The organism is Candidatus Methylomirabilota bacterium (genome assembly GCA_036001065.1).
Lineage (GTDB): Bacteria > Methylomirabilota > Methylomirabilia > Rokubacteriales > CSP1-6 > MNEF01.
The window spans coordinates 12,211-31,118 of the sequence record DASYUQ010000123.1 but is presented as its reverse complement, the minus strand read 5'-3'; the positions used below and the strand labels follow the sequence as shown (position 1 = coordinate 31,118).

Genomic DNA, 18,908 nt, shown 5'->3' with positions numbered 1-18,908 from the left:
CGCGCGAGTGATGCCGTCTGGGGAAGGGGCCGGCCCCGTTGCTCTGACGTCCTGGCCCATGCGCGGTACAGGGGCAGGCGAGCAATTCGCGGGCCACGCCCTGAGCTGGGGTGCCGGGGCGCTAAGCCGTTACGAAGACGTGGGATTCCTGCGGGTGACCAGCACCAAAAGCCGGCGGGCGGTGACAGCCCGGGAGTGGGGGTGCCAAGAAGACAAAAGGTGCCGGGCGACGCTCAGGCCGGCCCGAAGCCGAGGGCGGTCTGACTGTTCACGACGAGCGGGCGGAACTTCACGGGCAGGCCGACCTGGAGCTTGTCGAGCGGCAGGTCCACGATGCGCCCCAGCAGCGACACGCCTTCCTTCAGCTGCACGACCGCAACGGCGTAGGGCGCCTCCGCCGCGTGGCGGGCGGGCGCGACGCGGATGATCGTGTACGACGCGATCGTGCCCTGGCCGGAGAGCGCCACCGGCTCCCACGCGCGCTGGTGGCAGGACTCGCAGAACTCCTTGGGGGGGATCGCCAGCGCGCTGCACTTGCCGCACCTGACCGCGGTGAGCGCTCCTTCGCGGGCCCGCTCGAAGAAGTTCTTGAGGGTGATCACGGGCTCAGTCGCGGCCAAAGAGACTCACCAGAACGGTGGCGGTGTTGCCTCCCAGCGTGTGGGTGAGGCCGATCCGGGCGCCCTCCACCTGGCGCGGGCCGGCCTCGCCACGGAGCTGCGTGACGACCTCGACGATCTGCGCGGCGCCCGTGGCCCCGATCGGATGGCCCTTGGCCTTGAGCCCGCCGGAGGTGTTGACGGGGATCTTGCCGCCCAGGCTCGTCCAGCCCTTCTCGGCGGCGAGGCCACCGGTGCCGGGCTCGAAGAGGCCCAGGCCTTCCGTGGCCACGATCTCGGCGATGGTGAAGCAGTCGTGCAGCTCGACGACGTCCACGTCCTCGGGCCCCAGCCCCGCCTGGCGATAGGCCGCCGCCGCCGCGCGCTCGGTGGCGGGCACGCGGGCCAGATCGCGCTTGTCGTGCATCAGCATGGAGTCGGACGCGGCGGCCGAGCCGAGCACCCAGATGCCGCGCCGGCGCTGGCGGGCAATCTCCTCCGAGGCCAGCACCACGGCGGCGCCGCCGTCGGTGAACGGGCAGCAGTCGTAGAGCTTCAGCGGGTCGGCCACGTAGGCGCTCCGGAGGACCTGCTCGAGCGTGATCTCCTTCTGGAACTGGGCTTTTGGATTGAGCGCGCCGTGCCGGTGGTTCTTCACGGCGACGTGGGCCATCTGCTCCTCGGTGGTGCCGTGCTTGGCCATGTGGGCGCGCGCGATGAGCGCGAAGACGCCGGGGAAGGTGAGCCCGACCGGCTGCTCCCACACGGCGTCGGAGGCGTAGGCGAAGTACTCGGTCGCTTCGGCGGTGGGCACGTTGAGCACACGCTCGGCGCCGCCGACCAGGACGACCTCGGAGACGCCCGCGGCGAGCTCCATGACCGCGTGGCGGAAGGCCGCGTGCGACGAGGCGCAGGCCGTCTCGAAGCGCGTCGTCGGCACGGTGGGGATGCCGAGCACGGAGGCCGCCTGCGGTCCCGTGTGCAACTGTTTCTCCGTCTCGCCCCCGACGACGTTGCCGTAGTAGAGGGCCTGCACCGCGCTCGGCGGCAGCTCGGCGTCGGCCAGCGCGTCCCGCGCGGCTTCGGCGAACAGCTCGGCAGACGTCCGGTCGTGCTTGCCGAACTTCGTCACTCCGACTCCGATCACCGCGACGCGTCGCATAGGTCCTCCTTGTAACTATTCCAATGATAGCATTCGAGAAATCATGAACGCCCTCATCCTTGTTGGATGCGGCTGGATCGCGCTGCGTCACGCGGCGGCGGCACGACGCCTGGGCCTGCCGCTGATCTTCGCCAGCCGCGACCCCGGCCGCGCGCGGGCCTACGCCAGGCGGTTTGGAGGCCTGGCGGCCTACGGCTCGTACGAGGAGGCGCTGCGCGACCCCCGCGGGCGGGGCGCCGTCATCTGCACGCCTCACGACCGCCATCTGCCCGATGCGCTGCTGGCGCTCAGGTGCGGCCGGCACGTCCTCGTCGAGAAGCCGATCGCCCGGACGTTCGACGAGGCCGACCAGATGATCGCCGCCGCCGCCGAGGCCGGGCGCGTGCTGATGGTCGCCGAGCAGTTCCACTTCATGCCCGCGTTCCGTCGCGTGAAGGCGCTGCTGGAGGCCGGACGCCTGGGCGACCTGCGCGAGATCCATCTCGTCGCCCGCGGGTTCCACGGACGGCAGGGCTGGCGGCTGGACGCGGAGACCGCGGGCGGCGGCGCGCTGATCGACGGGGGCATCCACTACGTCCACAACTTGCGGTGGTGGGGCGGCAGGGTCCGGCGGGTCTTCGCACTCCGCCCGCCCCAGACCGTCCTGGCCCTGCCCGGCGAGGACGCGGTCAGCCTGCTCGCCGAGATGCCCGGCGGGGCCGTCGGCTTCCTCTCCAATTCTCTTGCCGCCCCGGGCCTGCCGAAGTTTCAATGGACCACAGTGACGGGAGCACGGGCGACCTGCTTCGTGGACAATCGAGGGCGCTGGGTCGCGGTGCGCGGAGGCGGGGGCTTCCGGCTGTGGCTTTGCCGCCGCGATATGCGCGGGTACCGGGCGATGTTGTCCGCATTTCGTGACGCGATGGACCGGGGCAAAGCCGACGAGATGGACGGCGCGGCCGGACGTGACGACCTCGCCGTGGTGCTCGCCGCCTACCGATCGATCGCCGAGCGCCGTCCTGTCGAGCTGACATGCTGAGTGAAGAAGCGCTCATCCTCTTCGCCGCGGCCGGGGCCTGCGTGCTCCTCATCCTCGGCGTGCTGGAGCTGATCGCGCCTACGCGGCCGCGCCGTCTGCGGCGGCGCGAGGCCCGGAGCCCCGAACTTCGACGCCGCGGCTACGTGCCTCGCACGCCCGCCGCGAAGCGCGCGGCGCGGGCCCTCGCGGAGCCCGTCAGGGCGCCGGTGAGGCCGGCCGTCGAGGACGCCGGACCGCCGATCGAGCAGCTCCTGATCTCTCAGGCCGAAGCCGTCAAGCCCCGCGCGAGCGCTCTTCCCGCGCCTCCTCCACCAGTGGAGCGGCGGCCCGCTGAGCCTACCACTACTGTCAGGGAATCGCCGATCGCGCCCGCCCGCGCCGTCGAGCCCGAGCCCACCATCGAGCTCGAGCCTGCCGTCGGGCCCGAACCCGCTGCCGAGCCCGAGCCGGCCGTCGCGCTCGAGCGCGCCCTGGAGCCTGAACCCGACGTTGAACCCGCCCTCGATCTCGAAGCCGCCGTGGCAGCCGCCGACGCGGCGCTATCCTCCGAGCCTGAGGCCTGGCTCGACGCGGCGATCACGCCCGAGCCGGAACCCGAGGTCCTGGCCGCGGTGGAGCCTGCCGCGCCCGAGCCGGAGCCTCCGCCGTCGGTGCCCGACCGCCGTTCGCCGGTCGAGAGCTGTTATGCCCTCTACGAGGCCGAGCAATTTCGCGAGGTCGTGACCCAGGGCGCCCTCGCACTCGAAGCGGTGGCCAGCGGCGCGCTGGACATGGGGTCTCCGGACCTCGCCAAGCTCTGGGGTGTCATGGGGCTCGCGCGGCGGGCGCTCGGAGACCATAACGGGGCGCGCATGGCGTTCCAGGAGGCGATCGCCGTGGCTCCCCGCGCGCACCGGGGAGCATGGGAGCGGCATCTCGCCTCGCTGGCGCTGCACGTCGGCCAGCAGCTGCTGGCGCAGGCGCAGAGTCCGGGCGCCACCGACGCCGAGGAGCGCGTGAGCACGCTCTACGCGGCCATCACGTGGTTCGATCGCGGGGTGGCGGCGGCGCCCGGCGACGACGCGCTGCACGAGGCGGCGGCGGCCGCGCGGGCCGCGCTCTGGCCGACCTACGACCAGGTGACCGCCGAGCTGATCCAGCGCCAGGAGTATCACGCGGCCCGGCGGCTGCTGACCGAAGCGCTCACCGACGTCGACTGCCCGGCGGATCTCCAGCAGACGTTCAGCGAGCTGCTCTCGGCCACCCACAGCGGCGAGGTGGGCCAGCTCACCGCCGAGGCGATCCGCCGGATGCAGGAGGGCCGGGAGGTGGAGGCGCTGGCCACGCTCGATCGCGCCGAGGAGCTGCTGTCGACGATCACCGATGACGGGATACCCGAAAAGCGCCGGCAGGAGCTGGAGCGGCGACTCTGGTGGGGCTACACCAAGGTGGGGATCGGCCGGCTGGAGGCGGGTCTGTACGAGGAGGCGCTGGAGCCGCTGCTACACGGGCTCGGCTTCTCGAGCGTCGGCGCGGCACGCCTGGAGGAGACGCGGCGGCCGGTGGTGCACGCCCTGGAGGGGCTCGTCGAGGCGCGGGGCCCGCTCATCCAGCAACTGGCGGAGGACGGTGATCGTGATGCGGCGCTGGCGGCCGGTGAGAAGCTGCGGACCCTGCTGCACGACGCGATGGAGCGCGGCGTGACGAGAGCCGAGCTGATCGGGGCGCTGGTCAAGGCCGACGAGATCTTCGAGCGCCTGGGGGAGCCCGGCGCCTAGACGGTGGCGAAGAACCTCGCCGGCGCCCCCTCGGTGCCCGCGATCTTGTAGAAGGGCGCGAAGAAGTCCACCCGGCGACGGGGCAGCGCGCCGAGGTTGGTCAAGCCCTCCATGATCACCACGCCCGCGCCCAGGATGACCCGGTGCATGGGGAAGTCCTCGGAGCTGAAGTCGGGCAGGCGGGCGCAGTACTCCTCGAAGAAGTCGAAGCCGATGTTCTTGGGGCCCTTGGCCACCAGCCACTCCGCCGACTCGGGCGGGAAGTAGGGCGACTGGGTGAAGTAGTCGGGCCACTTGCCGTACATCTTGTCGGTCCAGTCGGTGCGCAGCAGCACGATGTCGCCCCGCTTCACCTCGTCGGCGCCGCCCCGCCGGAGATCGTCGATGGTGACCGCGTGGTTGGGGCCCACGAAGGAGAGGTCCACGACCAGCGCCTCCCCGATCACCTGGTCCAGCCCGATGTCCGCGGTGGTGATCCCATCCTTATATACGTGCAGCGGGGAGTCGATGTGGGCGCCGGTGTGCAGGCTCTGGCGCACGGTGGAGACCTGCCAGAACCCCGGTCCCCGCCGGTGCGGCGTGATCTCGAGCCGCATGTTGGTGGACGGCGGGCTCATCGTGCTGTCGTTCACGGTGACCGAGAGATCGATGTAGTGCTTCATGACGGGCGTCCCCCTGACGAGCTGAGTTTGTCCACCAGAGCGCGGGCCCAGGCCATGCGGTCGGGCGCCATGACGAGCTTCTCGCCGAACGGCTGACCGAAGGGGCGGGTGGCGTCGATGCCGAGCTTGGCGGTGATGCCGCGGTCGTCGGCGCTGGGGTCGAGCAGGGCGCCGAGGCTGCCGGAGATGATGAGTAAATCGCGGTCGGCCTGCATCCGTGTCGCGACCGCCCACAGCACGTCCGATTCATCGAACACATCGATGTCGTCGTCGACGACGATCACCAGCTTCAAATAATGGTCCACGCCCAGCACGATGGGGATCACGTGCTTGGCCTCGCCGGGCCGGCTCTGCTTGATGGACACATAGGCGATGAAGGAGGAGGTGCCGGAGAGCGGCACGTGGACCCCGGTCACGTTGGGGATCACGCGGGTGAGGGCGTTGGTGATCTCGGCCTCCCGGATGAGGCCGAGGGTCGTGATGTGGTCGCCGGCGCGGCCCGAGCCGATCGACTGGAACCACGGATGCTCGCGCATGGCGATGGCCCGGGCGACGAACACGTGTTCGGTGCTGCGCCGCGAGAAGTAGCCGGTGAACTCGCCGAACGGGCCTTCCGGCTCGCGCGCGTGCGGCAGGATCTCGCCCTCGATCACGATCTCCGCCGTGGCCGGGACGTGGAGATCGATCGTCGCGCACGGCGCGATTTCCAGAGGCTCGCCCAGGAGACCGCCCACCACCTCGAACTTCCCGACGTCCGGCGGCGGATAGGCCAGTGAGCCCATCGAGACCAGCGGGTGGAGCCCGAGGACGATCGCGCAGGGCAGCGGCTGGTTCTTGGCCTCGGCGCGCCGCTGGTACTCGAACATGCGGCGCCGCGAGTGCAGGCTCACGCCCATCCGGTTGCGCCCCTTGACCTGGAAGCGGTGGTAGCCCTCCGTCTCGACTCCGGTGTCGGGGTCGCGTGCCACCACCATCCCCGCGGTGAGATAGCGACCCGCGTCGCCGGGGAAGTAGACGGGAATCGGAAGCGCCCCCAGATCGACGGCGTCACCGCTCAGCCGGCGGTGCCGGAACGGCGGGTCCGGCACGACGACCGGCTTGATCCGCTCCTTGATGCGCCGGGCGTACTCGGCGGCCAGCCTGTTCGCGGGGACGCCGAGCGCGAAGGCCAGCGCGCGGCGGCTGGCTACCACGTTGGCGACGATCGGGATGTCGTAGCCCTTGACGTGCTCGAAGAGGAGGACCGGGTACCGCCGGCGGCGCTCGTACTCGAGCACGAGCGCCATCACGTCGTGCTCGATCCCCACGGGCTCGGCGATGCGGACGACCTCCTCGGGGTCGGCTCGCTCGTACTCGGCGATGAAGCTCCGGAGATCCTGGCTCATTCGAGAAAATCCGGTGGGAGGCGCACTAGTGCTCCGTCTGGGAAGTCATGTTAACGATCGCCGCGCTCGCGCCGCTGCCAGCGGGGCCGACGGGCACGTGCGGCAGGGATCGCGGGACCACGCGGCACGCGACCGCTGCCCCATGGCGGCTGGGCTCCACCTGGGCACGCGGGGTCCGTGGCCAGCGGGCGGGGACGGGTCCCGCCGACCCCTGCCGCACGTGCCCGTCGGCCTCGGCACCGCGTGCTGGCGGCCTCTTTACATGACTTCCTAGACGGAACCCTAGTGCCGTTCCAACTATTCGCGCCTAGGAAGGCACCGTGTACGTCGTTCGTGGACAGATTTAGTATCAACAAGTTGGAACGGCACTAGCAGTGCTTGCACGGCGGCCAGGCGCGCGAGTAGGGCGGCTGCTTGAGGAACTCGTCTTCGGGATAGGTCCAGAACTGGCTGACGTTCTCGATGGTGTGGATCACGCTGTTCTGCAGGCGCCCCTCCTTGCGCTCGACGCGACGGATGTAGATGTTGTGGATCGGCTGGCCGTACTTGTCCAGGCGGATCGGCCCGCCCGGGGCTTCCGCGATCGCGACCCCCCGCAGGGCCTTGAGGAAGGCGTCGGTGTCCTCGACCTTGCCGCCGACCTTCTCGAGGGCCTGCTTGAGGAAGAGCCCGGCCGTGTAGGCGCCGACCGAGTAGTAGCCGGGATCGGCGCCGAAGGCCTTGCGGTAGGCGCCGGCGAAGGCCCGGTTGGCCGGCGTGTCGAGGGCGGCGCTGTAGTGCATGGTCGAGACGACGCCCAGCGCCTCGTCGCCCATGTTCTTCAATAGGGCCTCGTCCACGGCGGTCTGGTTCGCCAGCACCGGGATCTTGCCCTTCAGCCCGGCCTCCTCGTACTGCTTGAGGAAGCGGAGGGCGGCGACGCCGGCGAAGCCGATGAAGACCGCGTCGATGTCGCGCCGGAGCTGGCCGATGTACGGCCCCTGGTCGGCGGCGCCCAGCGGCGGCCAGAGCTTCTGCACGATCTGGCCCCCGGCGTCCTCGAAGGCCTTGTGGAAGCCCGCGACCACCTCGTGGCCGAAAGCGAAGTCGTCGGCGATGGTCGCGATTTTCCGGTACGCCAGCGTCTTGGCGGCGTAGGTGCCGAAGGGCATGGTGGGCTGGCTGGAGTCCGAGGTCGCGCGCACGAAGAACTGGGTCGCCTTGCGCTGGGTGAGGTCGTCGGCGGCAGCGCTGGGCGAGATGGTCGGGATGCGCTGGGCGTTCACGTACGGCGCGATCGCGTAGGCCTCGAAGGCCGCCAGCGGACCGATGATGACGTGGACCTTGCGCTGCTCGACCAGCTCGCGGGCCCGGGCCAGCGTGCCGGCGGGCTGGCCGCCGCTGTCCACCACGGTCAGCTCGACGCGCCGGCCGGACAACGTCGTCTTTTGCTGCTGCAGGAACAGCTCGATCCCGTTCTCCATGTCCTTGCCGGGCGCCGCCAGCGGCCCGGTCAGGATCGTGACGAAGCCGATCCGGATGGGCTCCTGCGCGGAGGCGGGAGCCCCGGCGAGGACGAAGAGGACCAGGAGCGCGAAGACGCGGAAGATCATGCTCATCTCCTTGAGTGTTGGGCCTGTTGGATCGCCGACCACACGCGCGCGGCGGTGAGCGGCATGTCGAGATGCGTGACACCGAAGGGGGCCAGCGCGTCGATGACCGCGTTGACGGCGGCGGGCGTGGAGCCGATCGTGCCCGCCTCGCCGCAGCCCTTGGCGCCCAGCGGGTTGACCGGCGAGGGCGTCTCGATCCGGTCGAGCTCGTAGGGCGGCAGCGCGTCGGCCTTCGGGACCGCATAGTCCATGAGCGACGCCGTGAGACACTGCCCGGTCTCGTCGTAGGCCACCTGCTCCCAGAGGGCCTGGCCGAGGCCCTGGGCGAGCCCTCCCTGGATCTGTCCCTCGACGAGGAGCGGGTTGATGACGCGCCCGCAGTCGTCCACGGCCACGACGCGAAGCAGGCGGACCCCGCCCGACTCGGGATCGACCTCCACCACGGCCACGTGAGTGCCCGACGGGAAGGTGAAGTTCGGCGGATCCCACACGGTCGTGGCCTCGAGCCCGGGCTCCAGGCCGGCGGGGAGCGTCTTGGCTGCCCAGGCGGCCGCGGCGACGTCGGCCAGCGTCAGGGCCCGATCCGGCACGCCGCGCACCGAAAACCGACCGCCGTCGAAGACGATATCGTCGGCGGCGGCCTCGAGCAGCGCCGCCGCGATCGGCCGCGCCTTGTCGAGCACCTTGTCGATCGACGCGGCGACGGCGGGACCGCCGACGGCGATGGAGCGGCTGCCGAACGTCCCCACGCCCGCGGCCACGACGGCGGTGTCGCCGTGGAGTACGGCCACATCATCCATCGGAAGGCCGAGGCGATCGGCGGCGATCTGAGCGAAGGCCGTTTCGAGCCCCTGGCCGTGCGGGCTCGTGCCCGTGAGCACGGTGACCTTGCCCGACATCTCCACGCGCACGGTGGCGCTCTCCCAGCCGAAGATGGGCGTGATCTTGGACGGGCCGACGCCCGCCGTCTCCATGAAGGTGGAAAAGCCGATGCCGAGATACCGCCCTTCCTCGCGCCCGCGGTGCTGGAGGTCGCGGAAGCGCTTGTAGTCGACCATCGCCAGCGCCCGGTCGAGTGCCGCTTCGTACTGGCCGGAGTCGTAGAGGAGCCCCGACGGCGCGCGATACGGGAACTCCTCGGAGCGGATCAGGTTGCGGCGTCGGACCTCCGCCGGGTCGAGCCCGATCGTGCGCGCGATCTCGTCCATCGTTCGCTCGAGCAGGTACGTCGCCTCCGGGCGCCCGGCGCCGCGGTAGGGCGCGGTGGCCATCGCGTTGGTGAACACGCTGGTCAGCTCGTAGCGCGCTGCCGGGATGCGGTAGGGACCGGTAAGGAGCCGTCCGGTCAGCATGCCCGGATACGGCGTCAGCGATTCCAGATAGGCGCCGAGATCGGCGATCGTCCGGCAGCGGAGCGCCAGGACGGTGCCGTCCTCGGCCACCGCCGCTTCCACGTCGTTGAGCTGGCCGCGCCCCTGGGTGGTCGTCAAGAAATCTTCGCGGCGGGTGAGGACGAGCTTGACCGGCCGTCCCAGGCGCCGGGCGGCCCACGCGCAGAGCGCCTCGTCGGCGTAGAAACCGATCTTGCATCCGAACCCGCCGCCCACGTCGGGCGCGATCACGCGCACCGCGGACTCGGGCAGCCTCAGCATCTGCGCGAGGCCCCAGCGGAGACGATGGGGCGTCTGGGTGCCCGCCCACACCGTGAGCGCACCGCCGCGGAACTCGGCCAGGCAGCCGCGCGGCTCCAGGGCCATGCCGGCCACGCGCTGGTTGCGCAGGCGGAGGCGGACGACCGTCCGGGCGCGGGCGAAGGCGCCGTCCACGTCGCCCTCGCTCCAGGACCAGGCGAGGGCCACGTTGTCCGGGAACTGCGCGTGCACGCGCGGCGCCCCGGGGGCGAGCGCCGCTTCGGGATCGCTCACCGCCGGCAGCGGATCGTACTCGACCTCGACGCCCGCGCAGGCGTCGGCGGCGGCGTAGCGATCTTCGGCGACGACGGCGGCCACGGGCTCACCGACGTAGCGGACGACCTCGCGTGCCAGGAGCGGCCGGGGTGGGCGGTGCGCCGCCGGCGGGATCCCGACGGCCGGCTCGGGATCGACCGTGCCCTCCACGTCGCGCGCGGTGATCACGCGGAGCACGCCGGGCAGCGCCGCCGCCCGCGTGGTGTCGATGCGGAGGACGCGCGCGTGGGCGTGGGGCGAGCGCAGCACGCTCATGAAGGCCAGGCGCGACAGCACCAGGTCGTCCACGAAGCGCCCCGCCCCCTGGACGAGGGCGGGGTCCTCGCGCCGCCGGACTTCGGCGCCGATGAGGCTCGCCATCAAGTGGAGCTGGTGACCATGGGCGCGTCCTCCCTGAACGGGCTCTTAGGCTAGCACATCGGTTCAAACTTGACCGGTCCCGGCGGGCAGACTACGATCGCTCCACTCCTAACCTTGCGGTGCGTTTCCTGGCGAGCGCGCGCCGGTCACCGGACGCGCGTGGTGGGAGGCCAGCGATGAAGCGGTGGGTTCTGTTCCTGGCCGTGGTGGCGCTGCCCACCGCGACGGCCGAGGCGGCGGTGACGCGGAACGAGATCACGCGCCGCGGGCCCTTCGCGGCGGCTCGCTGGTCCCCATGAGCGCGCTGGGATTTCCGAAAGTCTCGGGCCTCGCGCTTCCCGAGCGACCGGCGCCGGAGTGCGTGGCCAGGGTGCGTCAGGCCGCCGCGCAGCGCATCGTGGATCGGGCGACCGCGGCGTCATGGTGAGCCCCCCGATCCGGCTCGACCCCAAGACCACGGCGGTGGTGGCGATCGACATGCACCGCGGGCACCTCGACCCCTCCGTGGCCACGCTGCCGCTGCCGGCCGAGCGCTGCGGCCCGCTCATCAAGCGGGCGGCCGCGCTCTTCGCCGACCTGCGCCGGCTCGGCGTCCCCGTCGTCCACGTCGTCACCGAATATCGTGACCCCGGCGAGATCGCCGCCAACCCCTTCTGGAAGGTCGCGCACGACGATCCGACGAAGGCCCGCCGCGGCATCCTCAAGCACAACCTGGCCGGCGGCGCCGGGGTGGAGGTCATCCCCGAGCTGCGCGACCCGCGCGACCTCATCGTGCGAGGCAAGAAGCGCTACAACTCCTTCCAGGCGACCGACCTCGAGTTCGTCCTGCGCCGCCGGCTGGGGGTGGAGGCGCTGATCCTGGCCGGCATCAACACCACCACGTGCGTGCTCTGCGCGGGCTTCGAGGCGACGAACCGCGATTTCCGCGTCGTCATCGCCGCCGAAGCGGTGGACTCCATGGACGGCGAGGAGATGCATCGCTTCGCGCTCACGCTGATGGCGGCGGCGATCGGCTGGCCGCTGTCGAACACGGAGATTCTTCAGGCGCTCGGCGCCTGATCCCGGTCAGACGAGGAGACCACGATGCGAAGACTCGGGATGGTCGTCGTCACCCTGGCCGCTCTCGCGCTGCTGCTCGTCGGCGAGCGCCCGACGTGGGCGCAGCGGGGGCCGGTCAAGGTCGCGCTGCTGGTGCCCACCAGCGGGCCGCTCTCGGCCAACGGCAAGGACATGATCAACGGCCTGGAGCTGTTCTTCGAGGAGCAGAAGTACCGGTTGGCCGGGCGGGAGGTCAAGCTCATCATCGAGGACGACGAGGGCAAGCCGGCCACCGGGCTCACCAAGTTGCGCGGGCTCGTCGAGGGGCAGGGCGTGCACCTTATCATGGGCCCGCTCAGCGCCGCCGTGGGCTACGCCATCGCGCCCTACGTCGACGGCAAGAAGGTCCCGACGATCTACCCCATCGTCTCGTCGGAGGACATCACCCAGCGCAAGCGCAGCCCCTACATCGTCCGCACGGGCTGGAGCAGCTCCCAGCCCTCGCACCCGTTCGGCAAGTGGGTGTACGACAACCTCAAGTACCGCAAGATCGCCATGATCGGCTATGACTTCGCCTTCGGCTGGGAGGTGGCTGCCGGCTTCCAGCGCAGCTTCGAGGAGGCCGGCGGACAGGTCGTCCAGAAGCTCTGGCCGCCGCTCAACACGCCGGACTTCGCGCCCTACCTGGCCCAGCTGCGGCGCGACGTGGACGCCATCTACTGCGTCTTCTCGGGCGCCGACGCCCTGCGCTTCTCCAAGCAGTTCGACGAGGCCGGCCTGAAGGCCCGGCTGCCCCTCATCGGCGGCGGCACCTTCACCGACGAGCACGTGCTCCGCACCATGGGCGACGAGGTGCTGGGGGTCGTCACCGCGCTCCACTACTCGGCCGCGCTCCCGACCCCCGCCAACAAGAAGTTCGCCGCCGCCTACGAGGCCAAGTTCAAGCAGGTCCCCTCGTACTACTCGGAGGGCACGTACGTGGCCGGCGCCGCCCTCCGGGCGGCCCTGGAGGCGACCGGCGGCGACATCGAGAACGTCGAGAGGTTCCTGGGCGCGCTCCGGCGGGCCGACCTCTCGGACGCGCCGCGCGGGCCCATCCGCTTCGACGACTACGGCAACCCGGTCCAGAACGTCTACGTCCGCAAGGTGGAGAAGGTGGGGGGCCGCCTGCAGAATACCGTCTTCCACACCTTCCCCAACGTCTCGCAGTTCTGGATTTACAAGCCGGACGAGTTCCTCAAGAACCCGGTCTACTCGCGGGACTACCCGCCGTGCAAGCACTGCTGATCGCATGACGACGGTCGGGATCGTCGGCCTCGGGCTTCTCGGCCACGCCGTGGCCTCGCGCCTCCACGCCGCCGGCCATCAAATCGTTGGCTACGACGTGCTGCCCGACCGGATGCAGGCGCTCGGCGCGCTGGGCGGCCAGCCTGCCGCCTCCGCGGCCGCGGTGGCCAAGGCCTCCCAGGCCGTGTGCACCGTCCTGCCGTCGCTGGCCACGGTGGAGGAGGCGATCCTCGGCCCCGACGGCGTGCTGGCCGGGGCGCGCCCCGCGCAGGTCGTCATCCAGATGAGCACGATCTCACCCGCGCTGACCGAGCGCCTGGCCCACGCGGTGGCCGCGCGCGGGCTCGGGTTCCTCGACTGCCCGATCAGCGGCACCAGCGCCCAGGTCGCGCAGGGCGACGGCATCGTCATCGTCGGCGGCGACCGCGCCCTCTTCGAGCAGTGGCGACCGGTGCTGGAGGCCGTGCTGCCGCGGGCCTTCTGGGTGGGGGCGGCGGGGCGGGCGATGTTCGTCAAGCTGGTGGCCAACCTGCTCATCGGCCTGCACAGCGCGGCGGCCGCCGAGGCGCTGGCCATGGCGCGCGCCGGCGGGCTCGATCCCGGCATGGTCCTCGAAGTCCTGGCCGCGAGCGCGGCGACCTCGCGCATGCTCGAGGTGCGCGGTCCGCTGATCGTGCGCGGCGAGTTTCCGCCCCAGATGAAGCTCGATCTCTTCATGAAGGACCTGCACCTGATCCAGGCGGCGGCGGCGAGCGTGGGCGCCCCGCTTCCGCTCACCGACCTGGCCGAGCGCCTCTACGCCGCCGCGCAGGCGGAGGGTCACGCGGGCGAAGACCTCTCGGTGGTGGTGACGGTGCTGGAGTCGCTGGCTAGGGTGCGACGCCCTTGACCGCCCACGCGCGGGCGATCAGGGGGATGGTGGCGTCGGCCCGACGCCCCGGAACAGCGCGGCCAGCGCGCCGGTGCCGCAGCCGATGTCGAGCCAGCACTGCTCCCGCGGCGTCTCCAGCCGGCCGACGAACTCCCGGGCCACCAGCCAGCTCCAGCGGCCCACGTAGGGCTCGTAAGCGGCGCCGCTGGCCCCGACGTCCCTGCGCTCGGGCGTCATACCGATCGGCTCGTCAGAAGTGGACGTGGGCGCCCAGGCCGATGTAGTCGATCTTGTGCCGGTAGAACTGGCCGTTGGGCGAGTGGCCGCGGAAGTACTCCAGGAGGAGCCGGAAGTTCCTCGTCACCAGGAGGCCTTCGAACTGCACACCGGCGCGCAGCGAGAAGTCGGCGTGCCAATCGTTCTGCTCGCGGTTCTGGATATCGACTGCGGCGACCGGGCGCCACCCGGCGGCCGGATCGGGCCACGGACTGCGGAGCTCGGCGCCGGCCTGCGTGAACCCGGGCCGGAGGTTCGACGGGTCCTGGTCGAAGAGATAGCCCCCGCCGCCGTACACGCGGAGGACTTCGCCGAAGTCGTACGAGAGCCGCAGATCGACCGCCTCGTAGCTGAGATTGACCCGGTTGGGCACGCGGCTGCGCAGCAGGAACTCGTCGCCGAGGTGACTCGACTGGTGGAACACGCGGAAGAGCGCCGACAGGTCCTGGTAGCGGTAGCCAGCGACCGCGGCCACCAGGAAGTCCGTGTTGATCAGGTCCTTCGAGGGCGCGTCGAGGTCGAAGATGGAAAAGACGCCGGCCTGAACACCGATTTCCCACCAGCCGGAGCCGATGTGATCGCGGTAGACGGTGAAGGTTTCCCCGAAGCTCACGGCCCCAACGTTCTTCAGTTGAGGATCGTTCAGGTAGTATTGCTGGGAGGCCGCGAAGTGCGGCCAGCGCGGGTCGGCGATCAGCGGGTTGAAGAGCTGGCCGCCCGGCAGCAGGCCGGACTCGAGCTGTCTCAGGATGCGCAGGGGCCGGGGCTCGGCGGGCCGCGCCGGCTCGGGCGCGGTCGGCGACGCCCCCACGCTTGGTCGGGCGCCGGGCTCGACGACCTCGACCCGCGCGACGCCGCGGATGCGTTCGAGCGCCGCCACTACCCGCGCGCGATCGACGCCGACGAGGTCGGCGGCGCTCACGGTGATCACGCCGTGCTGCACGCGCAGCGAGGGCGTGGTGAGCTTGAACTCGCGCTCGAGCAAGGCGGCGGCGTAGCCTTCGATGTAGGCATCGTCGCCCGGCGCGGCGTCCCCTGGCCAGGGAACGGCGGCCGCGCCGACGGCGAGCACCAGGACGACGATGCCGATCTTCCAAAAGGTCATGGGAATTCCCCGCCGATCACCCGGACTCGCCGGTCAGGAGGCTGTGGGCGTTGGCGCCGAGGATTCGCTCCCGGTCGCCCTCGGGCAGGAAGCTGAGCCCGCGGATCGAGGCCACCGAGCGCGCCAGGTCGCCCACGGCGAAGGGCGCGTCACTGCCCAGAACGAGCCGGGCGATGCCGACGCAGGCGAGCCCGGCGAGGAGCGCCGGCTCGTAGTACGAGACGGTGTCGAGGTAGAAACGCTCGAGATACGGCTCGGGGCTCCGCGCGATCCCGAGCGCGGCCCCGAAGTGCTCGCGCCCCACCCGGTACCCGATGACGACGCGCTCGCGCAGGAAGGGCAGCGCTCCGCCCAGATGGGCCAGGCAGACCCGGAGCCTCGGGAACCGCTCGAGCACGCCGCTGTAGACGAGGCGGACGGCGGCCAGGGTGGTGTCGAACGGGAAGCCGACGACGAGGTCGAGGCGGTAGTCGTGGATGTCTCCGTGGCCGGGAGGGTTGATCGGGTGGACGAAGAGAGGGATCCCGAGCGCCTCCACCCGCTCGTAGAATGGCCAGAGGCTCGGGTGATCGAGCGGCTTGCCCTGGATGTTGGAGCCGATCGCCACGCCGCGCAGCCCTAGATCGCCCACGGCGCGCTCCAGCTCCGCCAGGGCCAGATCGGTCGCCTGCAGGGGCACGGCCGCGAACCCCACGAAGCGGTCGGGGTGGCTGCGGACGAGCTTGGCGATCTCGTCGTTGAAGATGCGCGCCAGTCGCAGTCCGAGGTCGGGCGGCGCCCAGTAGACCATGGGCGGGCCCAGGGAGAGCACCTGCCGGTCCACGCCGGCGCGGTCCAGCTCGGCCAGGCGGAGCGCGTCGTCGTGGAAGGCCGGCGTATAGCGCCAGAAGCGGATCCCCTCGAAGCAGAGGAACGGCGGCGCATCCGCCGTCAGACTCACGTGGTGAGCGGGCCCCTGGGCCGCCAGCTCCTCCATGAAGGCACGGGGGTAGAGATGGGCGTGAACGTCGATCACCATGGGCTTCCGCCTGGCTACTTCACCCCGTCCAGGAACCTCCGGAGCAGCCGGGTGAACTCGTCGGCGCGCTCGACGACGGAGCAGTGGGCGGCGTTCGGCAGGACGACCAGCTGGGAGTCGCGGATGCGCTCGTGGAGGACGCGGGCCATCGCCGGGGGCGTGCCGGGATCGCGCTCGCCGACGACGATGAGCGCCGGGCACGTGATGGCGTGGATCCGCTCGCTGAGATCCGCCCCGGCGATGGCCCGGATGGCCGCGGCGTAGCCCCGCGGGTCGGTGTTCAGGAGCATCTGGCGCATGCGGTCGACGACCGCCTTGTGGGACTCCCGGAACGGCGCCGTGAACCAGATCTCCATCGTGCGCTCGATGAGGGCGTCCGTCATGCCCTGCCGCTCGGCGGTGGCGATCCGCTCCTCCCACATCGGCTGGAGCCCCGGGCCGTACGAGCTCGTGGTATCGCACAGCACCAGGCTCCGGATCGTCGCGGGCGTGGTGAGCGCGGCCATCATGCCGATGAGACCGCCAATCGAGAGCCCGACGAAGTGGGTCCGGTCGATCTCGAGTGATCGGAGCAGGTCGCGGAGATCGTCCACCATCTGCTCGAGCGTGTAGGGGCCCGGCGGCACGGCGGAGGCGCCGTGGCCGCGCACGTCATAGCGCAGGACGCGATACTGGCTGGTGAGGATCGCCGCCTGGGCGTCCCAGAGGTCGAGGGTGGCGCCGAGGGCGTGGCTCAGCGTGACGACCGGGGCACCGGCCGGGCCGTCGAGGCGGTAGTGGGTCTTCATGGTTTCACCGGGGGATAGTTGCGATCGTAGGGCGGCGTCTTGAGGAACTCCTCGGCCTTGTACGTCCAGAACTGCGACACCATCGGGTACGTGTGGATGACGGTGTTCTGCAGGCGGCCGCCGACCTTCTCGACCTTGAGGATATAGACGTTCTCGGTGGGGTTGTTGTACTCGTCGAGCTTGATGGGCCCCCGCGGATCCTCGGTCTTCTCGATCGCCGCGCGGAGGGCGCCGAGGAACTGCTCGCGGTCCTCCACCCGCCCGTCGAGCGCGCGGGCGGCCTCGGTGATCCAGCGGCCGGCGCTGTACATGACGGCGGTGAAGTAGGCCGGCAGCGGGTTACCCCTGGCGGCCGCCAGCTTCATGAATTCCCCGTTGGCCCTGGTCGGGAGCGACGGCGCCCAGATGAGCGAGCTGATGATCCCGATGGCCTCGTCGCCCATCGACTTGAGGGCCGACTGGTCGGTGAACACGCCGCTGCCGATGAGCGGCAGCCGCTCCTTGAGCCCCGCCTCTCCGTACTGCTTGGCGAAGCGGACGGCCTGGGCGGCGACGAAGACCTGGGCGACCGCGTCCACGTCCCGGCGGATCTGGGCCAGGTACGGCGCGAAGTCCAGGGCGTTGAGCGGCACCCAGATCTTCTGCACCACCTTGCCGCCGCTGTCCTCGAAGACGCGCTGGAAGCCGCCGATGCCCTCGTGGCCGAAGCCGTTGTCCATGGCGATGGTGGCCACGCGCTTGTAGTTGAGCGTCTTGGCCGCGTAGTCGCCGAGCGCGTGCATGGGCTGGCTGGCGCTGAAGTTCGAGCGCATGATCCACTGCGGCCGCCGGCGCTTGGTGAGCTCGTCAGGCGTGGTGAGGAAGAGCGTCGGGATCCCGTCCCGCTCGATCGGCGCTACCAGGGACACGCCGACGTTGGTCAGGAGCACGCCGGCCAGCACGTGGATCCGGTCCTGCTGGGCGAGCTTGCGGTACTTGGCCTGGGCCGTGGCCGGGTTGCCCTCGGTGTCCTCCTCGAGCAGCTCGATCTTCCGCCCGGCCGCCTGGTAGCCGGCCTGCTCGAAGCCCATCTTGAGGCCCTCGAGCATGTCCTTGCCGGCCTGGGCGAAGATGCCCGTGAGCGGCCCCAGGTAGCCCACGCGGATCGGCTCGGCCGCGGTGGCGCGGACCGGTGTCGCCAGCGCCAGCGACACGAGCGCGATCGAGATCGCGATGAAGCGCATTGTCGCACCTCCGGACGGGATTGGACGGCGGAGGCGCGCAGCCTAGCACGCGCGCGGAGGCCCCGCAAGGACACGCGGGTTGTGGTATCAAGTGGGGCGCGCCGGCCCCCGCCGGGGCCGGGCGGGGAGGCGAGCATGGCGCAGCGGATCCGGGGCATCACCGACGAGGAAGCGACCGGCCCGGTGGCGGAGGTGTTCGCGGCGTCCACCGAGATGCTGGGGCGGGTGGCGAACCTCTTGCGGATCGTGGCCCACAGCCCGGGCCTGGCCAAGTGGTTCCTGCCGCTGGTGGCGGCCATCCGCCAGCCCCGGGCCGGGGCGGTGTCATCGCCGCGGCTGAGAAACCTCGCGGTGCTGAAGACCTCGACCGTCAACGGCTGCCGCTACTGAACCGAGCACAACCGGGTGCTTGGTCAAGCCCTGGGACTGACCGATGCCGAGTTCGCCGCCCTGCAAGGCGATTATGCGGCCAGCGCGCTCTTCGACGCGCGCGACCGGGCCGTCCTCCGCTGGGCGGAGGCCCTGACCCTCAACACCGCCAAGAACGACGACGCGGCCTGGGCGGAGATGCGCCGGCACTTCACCGACGCGGAGATCGTGGAGATCTCGATGGCCGCGGCGCTCTTCAACATGATCAACCGGCTCAACGACTCGTTCCGCACCGAGCTCGAGCCGGACGAGGTGAACCGCCGTCAGCATCGGGCGGTCGGCGTGACGGCGCGTGCGCTGGACGAGTATGCTTGCCGCGTATGCGGCGGGGCGCGCGCCGGCGGCGTGGAGGGACGGTGATGGTGACCGAT

At 71.0% G+C, this 18,908-nt stretch carries 19 protein-coding genes; 8 read left to right on the top strand and 11 right to left on the bottom strand.

Annotated elements, in window-relative coordinates; all coding sequences use genetic code 11:
- Positions 1–233 precede the first annotated feature (233 nt).
- Positions 234–620, bottom strand: a complete 387-nt coding sequence (locus VGV13_11915) for a Zn-ribbon domain-containing OB-fold protein (GenBank protein HEV8641796.1) — start codon at positions 618–620, stop codon at positions 234–236.
- Complete coding sequence (locus VGV13_11910; GenBank protein ID HEV8641795.1) at positions 607–1,761, bottom strand: thiolase domain-containing protein; 1,155 nt, start codon at positions 1,759–1,761, stop codon at positions 607–609. Before VGV13_11910 ends, VGV13_11915 begins: the two co-directional genes overlap by 14 nt.
- 43 nt (positions 1,762–1,804) lie before the next feature.
- Here VGV13_11910 and VGV13_11905 point away from each other — a divergent pair, with 43 nt between their 5' ends.
- Both VGV13_11905 and VGV13_11900 read left to right on the top strand, forming a co-directional pair.
- The gene (locus VGV13_11905; protein ID HEV8641794.1) at positions 1,805–2,779 is read left to right on the top strand and encodes a Gfo/Idh/MocA family oxidoreductase; all 975 of its coding nucleotides are present in this window, start codon (positions 1,805–1,807) and stop codon (positions 2,777–2,779) included.
- On the top strand, positions 2,773–4,536 hold the full coding sequence (locus VGV13_11900; protein HEV8641793.1) for a hypothetical protein: 1,764 nt from the start codon (positions 2,773–2,775) through the stop codon (positions 4,534–4,536). The genes VGV13_11905 and VGV13_11900 overlap by 7 nt, the downstream gene beginning before the upstream one ends.
- Here VGV13_11900 and VGV13_11895 read toward each other — a convergent pair.
- The 4 genes from VGV13_11895 to VGV13_11880 form a co-directional block, all read right to left on the bottom strand.
- Positions 4,533–5,198, bottom strand: coding sequence for a cyclase family protein (locus VGV13_11895; protein HEV8641792.1), 666 nt, complete (start codon positions 5,196–5,198; stop codon positions 4,533–4,535). The two genes, VGV13_11900 and VGV13_11895, sit on opposite strands and share 4 nt — an antisense overlap.
- Positions 5,195–6,583, bottom strand: a complete 1,389-nt coding sequence (locus VGV13_11890; GenBank protein ID HEV8641791.1) for a UbiD family decarboxylase — start codon at positions 6,581–6,583, stop codon at positions 5,195–5,197. Before VGV13_11890 ends, VGV13_11895 begins: the two co-directional genes overlap by 4 nt.
- A 368-nt stretch (positions 6,584–6,951) precedes the next feature.
- Positions 6,952–8,175, bottom strand: coding sequence for an ABC transporter substrate-binding protein (locus VGV13_11885; protein ID HEV8641790.1), 1,224 nt, complete (start codon positions 8,173–8,175; stop codon positions 6,952–6,954).
- Between the two features lie 2 nt (positions 8,176–8,177).
- Entirely contained in the window at positions 8,178–10,502 is a 2,325-nt protein-coding gene (locus VGV13_11880; GenBank protein ID HEV8641789.1) for a xanthine dehydrogenase family protein molybdopterin-binding subunit, read from the bottom strand.
- Positions 10,503–10,678: 176 nt separating this feature from the next.
- On the opposite strand from VGV13_11880, the gene VGV13_11875 reads away from it, so the two are divergent.
- From VGV13_11875 to VGV13_11860, 4 genes are all read left to right on the top strand, one after another.
- Positions 10,679–10,801 (top strand): hypothetical protein, encoded by a 123-nt coding sequence (locus VGV13_11875; protein ID HEV8641788.1) that lies wholly within the window; start codon positions 10,679–10,681, stop codon positions 10,799–10,801.
- A gap of 121 nt (positions 10,802–10,922) precedes the next feature.
- The gene (locus VGV13_11870; protein HEV8641787.1) at positions 10,923–11,561 is read left to right on the top strand and encodes an isochorismatase family cysteine hydrolase; all 639 of its coding nucleotides are present in this window, start codon (positions 10,923–10,925) and stop codon (positions 11,559–11,561) included.
- A 24-nt stretch (positions 11,562–11,585) separates the two neighbouring features.
- A complete protein-coding gene (locus VGV13_11865) occupies positions 11,586–12,827 on the top strand; it encodes an ABC transporter substrate-binding protein (GenBank protein HEV8641786.1) in 1,242 nt (413 codons plus the stop codon).
- 4 nt (positions 12,828–12,831) lie between these two features.
- A complete protein-coding gene (locus VGV13_11860) occupies positions 12,832–13,716 on the top strand; it encodes an NAD(P)-dependent oxidoreductase (protein HEV8641785.1) in 885 nt (294 codons plus the stop codon).
- 18 nt (positions 13,717–13,734) lie between these two features.
- On the opposite strand, the gene VGV13_11855 is transcribed toward VGV13_11860, so the two are convergent.
- From VGV13_11855 to VGV13_11835, 5 genes are read right to left on the bottom strand one after another with little or no spacing between them, the layout of a single operon-like run.
- Positions 13,735–13,935, bottom strand: a complete 201-nt coding sequence (locus tag VGV13_11855; protein ID HEV8641784.1) for a hypothetical protein — start codon at positions 13,933–13,935, stop codon at positions 13,735–13,737.
- A gap of 13 nt (positions 13,936–13,948) precedes the next feature.
- Positions 13,949–15,079, bottom strand: coding sequence for a DUF1207 domain-containing protein (locus tag VGV13_11850; GenBank protein HEV8641783.1), 1,131 nt, complete (start codon positions 15,077–15,079; stop codon positions 13,949–13,951).
- Between the two features lie 16 nt (positions 15,080–15,095).
- A complete protein-coding gene (locus VGV13_11845) occupies positions 15,096–16,097 on the bottom strand; it encodes an amidohydrolase family protein (protein HEV8641782.1) in 1,002 nt (333 codons plus the stop codon).
- Between the two features lie 14 nt (positions 16,098–16,111).
- Positions 16,112–16,885: an alpha/beta fold hydrolase gene (locus VGV13_11840; protein ID HEV8641781.1), complete on the bottom strand. Its 774-nt coding sequence runs from the start codon at positions 16,883–16,885 to the stop codon at positions 16,112–16,114.
- Positions 16,882–18,108, bottom strand: coding sequence for an ABC transporter substrate-binding protein (locus VGV13_11835; GenBank protein ID HEV8641780.1), 1,227 nt, complete (start codon positions 18,106–18,108; stop codon positions 16,882–16,884). The genes VGV13_11840 and VGV13_11835 overlap by 4 nt, the downstream gene beginning before the upstream one ends.
- A 135-nt stretch (positions 18,109–18,243) precedes the next feature.
- On the opposite strand from VGV13_11835, the gene VGV13_11830 reads away from it, so the two are divergent.
- Together VGV13_11830 and VGV13_11825 are read left to right on the top strand one after the other, a co-directional pair.
- Positions 18,244–18,498 carry a hypothetical protein gene (locus tag VGV13_11830; protein HEV8641779.1) on the top strand — a complete coding sequence of 85 codons (255 nt, stop codon included), beginning with the start codon at positions 18,244–18,246 and terminating at the stop codon, positions 18,496–18,498.
- Between the two features lie 15 nt (positions 18,499–18,513).
- Positions 18,514–18,897, top strand: coding sequence for a hypothetical protein (locus VGV13_11825; protein HEV8641778.1), 384 nt, complete (start codon positions 18,514–18,516; stop codon positions 18,895–18,897).
- Positions 18,898–18,908: the final 11 nt, after the last annotated feature.

What these genes read in the sequence shown, in the direction of transcription:
- VGV13_11910 (HEV8641795.1), bottom strand. Translation starts at nt 1,761, where the DNA reads ATGCGACGCGTCGCGGTGATCGGAGTCGGAGTGACGAAGTTCGGCAAG.
- VGV13_11905 (HEV8641794.1), top strand. Translation starts at nt 1,805, where the DNA reads ATGAACGCCCTCATCCTTGTTGGATGCGGCTGGATCGCGCTGCGTCAC.
- VGV13_11900 (HEV8641793.1), top strand. Translation starts at nt 2,773, where the DNA reads ATGCTGAGTGAAGAAGCGCTCATCCTCTTCGCCGCGGCCGGGGCCTGC.
- VGV13_11895 (HEV8641792.1), bottom strand. Translation starts at nt 5,198, where the DNA reads ATGAAGCACTACATCGATCTCTCGGTCACCGTGAACGACAGCACGATG.
- VGV13_11890 (HEV8641791.1), bottom strand. Translation starts at nt 6,583, where the DNA reads ATGAGCCAGGATCTCCGGAGCTTCATCGCCGAGTACGAGCGAGCCGAC.
- VGV13_11885 (HEV8641790.1), bottom strand. Translation starts at nt 8,175, where the DNA reads ATGATCTTCCGCGTCTTCGCGCTCCTGGTCCTCTTCGTCCTCGCCGGG.
- VGV13_11880 (HEV8641789.1), bottom strand. Translation starts at nt 10,502, where the DNA reads ATGGCGAGCCTCATCGGCGCCGAAGTCCGGCGGCGCGAGGACCCCGCC.
- VGV13_11875 (HEV8641788.1), top strand. Translation starts at nt 10,679, where the DNA reads ATGAAGCGGTGGGTTCTGTTCCTGGCCGTGGTGGCGCTGCCCACCGCG.
- VGV13_11870 (HEV8641787.1), top strand. Translation starts at nt 10,923, where the DNA reads ATGGTGAGCCCCCCGATCCGGCTCGACCCCAAGACCACGGCGGTGGTG.
- VGV13_11865 (HEV8641786.1), top strand. Translation starts at nt 11,586, where the DNA reads ATGCGAAGACTCGGGATGGTCGTCGTCACCCTGGCCGCTCTCGCGCTG.
- VGV13_11860 (HEV8641785.1), top strand. Translation starts at nt 12,832, where the DNA reads ATGACGACGGTCGGGATCGTCGGCCTCGGGCTTCTCGGCCACGCCGTG.
- VGV13_11855 (HEV8641784.1), bottom strand. Translation starts at nt 13,935, where the DNA reads ATGACGCCCGAGCGCAGGGACGTCGGGGCCAGCGGCGCCGCTTACGAG.
- VGV13_11850 (HEV8641783.1), bottom strand. Translation starts at nt 15,079, where the DNA reads ATGACCTTTTGGAAGATCGGCATCGTCGTCCTGGTGCTCGCCGTCGGC.
- VGV13_11845 (HEV8641782.1), bottom strand. Translation starts at nt 16,097, where the DNA reads ATGGTGATCGACGTTCACGCCCATCTCTACCCCCGTGCCTTCATGGAG.
- VGV13_11840 (HEV8641781.1), bottom strand. Translation starts at nt 16,885, where the DNA reads ATGAAGACCCACTACCGCCTCGACGGCCCGGCCGGTGCCCCGGTCGTC.
- VGV13_11835 (HEV8641780.1), bottom strand. Translation starts at nt 18,108, where the DNA reads ATGCGCTTCATCGCGATCTCGATCGCGCTCGTGTCGCTGGCGCTGGCG.
- VGV13_11830 (HEV8641779.1), top strand. Translation starts at nt 18,244, where the DNA reads ATGGCGCAGCGGATCCGGGGCATCACCGACGAGGAAGCGACCGGCCCG.